A 2,951-nucleotide genomic window follows, 5' to 3' on the forward strand; every position below is an offset into this window, starting at 1 on the left:
CGACAGCACCACCGTCATCCGCAAACGTACCCGCCCCGTACAAACCCGAGACCAGGACCGCCACCAGCGCGACGAACCGCGACGGGCGCAAGACGAAAACACCCCGGATAAGCCGGAAAAAAACTGCCGCCATGTCATACTCTCCAGTCAGATACAGATGATCATTTTGCAGGAATTACAGGGACTTGCCATGCCGACCATGCTCAAAGCCGAAAACCTTTACCACCGGGTAGCCACCAGCGAAGGCCCGCTGACCCTGCTGAACGACATCTCCCTGCAACTGCCGCAGGGCCAGAGCCTCGCCATAACCGGCGCCTCCGGCTCCGGCAAATCCACCCTGCTCGGCCTCCTCGCCGGCTTGGACCGCCCCAGCGAAGGAAAGATCTGGCTCGCCGGTGAAGAGATCACCGCCATGGATGAGGAACAGCGCGCGGCCCTGCGGGCGCGCTGCGTCGGTTTCGTTTTCCAGACCTTCCAGCTGCTGCCCGGGCTCACCGCCCGGGAAAACGTCATGCTGCCCAGCGAACTGCGCGGCGAACGCAGTGCCGGCAAGCGCGCGGAGGAATTTCTCGAGCGCGTCGGCCTCGGCCACCGACTGCACCACTACCCGCGCCAGCTCTCCGGCGGCGAACAGCAGCGTGTCGCCATCGCCCGCGCCTTCTGCAGCATCGCCGCCGGCGCCGGAAGCGATGGCGGATCCCAGAGCGGTATCCTGTTCGCCGACGAACCCACCGGCAGCCTCGATGCGCACAACGGCGAAAAAGTGATCGACCTGTTGTTCAACCTCAACCAGGAAACCAACACCACCCTGGTGCTGGTCACCCACGAACACCGACTGGCCGAGCGCTGTGGCGTCCACCTGCGCATGACCGCGGGCGAAATTACCTCGCAGGAACTGCCGGGCAACCTGTCGGAGGTGTCCGCCTGATGCTGCCACTCAGACTTCTCTCCCGCGACTGGCGCGGCGGCGAGCTGGCGCTGATCGCCACCGCCCTGATTCTGGCGGTGAGCTGCGTCACCGCCATCGCGCACTTCAGCGACCGCCTCAGTCGCGCCATGCACATCCAGTCCCAGAGTTTCCTCGCCGCGGAACGCGTGGTGCAAAGCAGCCAGCCGGTGCCGCAGGAATGGCTCGCCAAGGCCCGCGAGCTCGGCCTGGAACAGGGACAAACCGTCGCCTTCGCCTCCATGCTCTCCGCCGGCGACCAGTTCCAGTTCGCCTCGGTGAAGGCGGTCAGCGGCAACTATCCCCTGGTGGGCCACCTGGAAATCAAGGACACCGCGGAATCCGAAGAGCGCATCGTGCAACGGGGCCCCGAGCCAGGCCAGGTGTGGCTGGAGGCCCGCCTGCTGCCGCTGCTGGAACTGGATATCGGCGACGCCCTGCAACTGGGCGACGGCACCTTTAGCGTGACCGGTATCCTCGACTACGAACCTGATCGCGGCGGCAACCTGTTCTCCATGGGCGCACGCCTGATGATGAATGCCGGCGATCTCGCCGCCACCAACATCCTGCAGCCCGGCAGCCGGGTGACCTATCGCTACCTGTTCGCCGGCGACGACGGCACCCTCGACGACTACTTCAAGTGGCTCAAACCCCGGCTGACCGATCACCAGCGGGTCATCGACCTCAGAGAGGGCCAACCGCGGGTCGCCGCCACCCTCGACCGCGCAGAAAGCTTCCTGTACCTGGCCGGCAGCCTCGCAGTACTGCTCGCCAGCGTCGCCGTCGGCCTCGCCGCGCGCCGCTACGGCCTGCGCCACGCCAACTATGTGGCAGTCATGAAAAGCCTCGGCGCCGGCAAAGGCAAAATTCTCAGCATCTACATCGGCCAGATGGCGGCACTGACCCTGATCGCCACCGCCATCGGCCTCGCCATCGGCTCCTTTGTGCAGGCCCAGGCGGTCAACCTGTTGCAGGACTTCTTCCCGGTAACCCCGCCCCCTAGCGGCTTCAAACCGCTGCTGGTGGGCATCGCCACCGGCCTCGCCTGCGTCGTCGGCTTTGCCCTGCCGCCCCTTTTCCGCCTCGCCCAGACCGACCCCATGCAGACCCTGCGCCAGGACTGGAGCAACCCGGACAAGCGCGAGTGGCTGGGGCTGATTCCCGGTCCCCTGTGCATGTTGGCGCTGATCTGGTGGCTGTCCGGCAGCCTCGCCATCACCGCCGCCCTGCTCGTCGGCCTCGGCCTGCTGGTGGCCGGCAGCGCAGTCGTCAATCGACTGCTGGTACGCGGCCGCCTCGCCGCCCTCGGCGGCAGTTGGCGCATTGCCCTCGGCAGCCTGCAGCGCCGCGCCGGTTTCAACACCCTGCTAATCGCCGCCTTCGGCACCGGTCTGCTGGCCATGCTCGCCATGTTCTACGCGCGCACCGCGCTGATCGACGAATGGAAAATGCAGCTGCCGGAAAACGCTCCCAACCACTTCCTGGTCAATATCGCCCCCTACGAACTGGACAACGTCAAGCAAACCCTGGCGGACCAGAAACTGGAGGGCACCGAGTTCTATCCCATGGTGCGCGGCCGCCTGACCGCAGTGAACGGCACCCCGGTAAGCGAGCGCCCGCAGAAAGCCGGCGCCATCCGCCGCGAACTCAACCTCAGCTGGACCGACACCCTGCCCGCCGACAACAAGATCGTCGCCGGCAAATGGTGGAGTGAAGACCTCAGCGAAGGGGTATCGGTAGAAAAAGAAGTGGCCGAGCGACTGGACCTGAAACTCGGCGACCAGCTGCGCTTCTCCATCGGCGGCCTCGACACCGAAGCCACCATCACCAGCCTGCGCACCCTCAACTGGAACAGCATGCGCCCCAACTTCTTCATGCTGTTCGCCCCCGGCAGCCTGGAAAACTTCCCGGCCACCTACATCCAGAGCTTCTACCTGCCGCCGGAAGACAAACTGTTCGTCAACGAACTGGTGAAAAACTTCCCCAGCGTCAGCATCATCGAACT

The 2,951-nt window shown here is 65.3% G+C and carries 2 protein-coding genes; both read left to right on the top strand.

Annotated features, from left to right (window positions below):
* Nucleotides 1-190 precede the first annotated feature (190 nt).
* On the top strand, nt 191-928 hold the full coding sequence (locus QZ511_RS16580) for an ABC transporter ATP-binding protein (RefSeq protein ID WP_295804236.1): 738 nt from the start codon (nt 191-193) through the stop codon (nt 926-928).
* Nucleotides 928-2,951: FtsX-like permease family protein (locus tag QZ511_RS16585; protein WP_295804234.1), on the top strand; the 2,024-nt coding region annotated here is incomplete at its 3' end. The genes QZ511_RS16580 and QZ511_RS16585, both read left to right, overlap by 1 nt.

This window comes from uncultured Microbulbifer sp. (genome assembly GCF_913055755.1).
Classification (GTDB): domain Bacteria; phylum Pseudomonadota; class Gammaproteobacteria; order Pseudomonadales; family Cellvibrionaceae; genus Microbulbifer.

Bases quoted from the DNA above. Each gene is read 5' to 3' on its own strand.
- QZ511_RS16580 (WP_295804236.1), top strand. From the start codon at position 191: ATGCCGACCATGCTCAAAGCCGAAAACCTTTACCACCGGGTAGCCACC.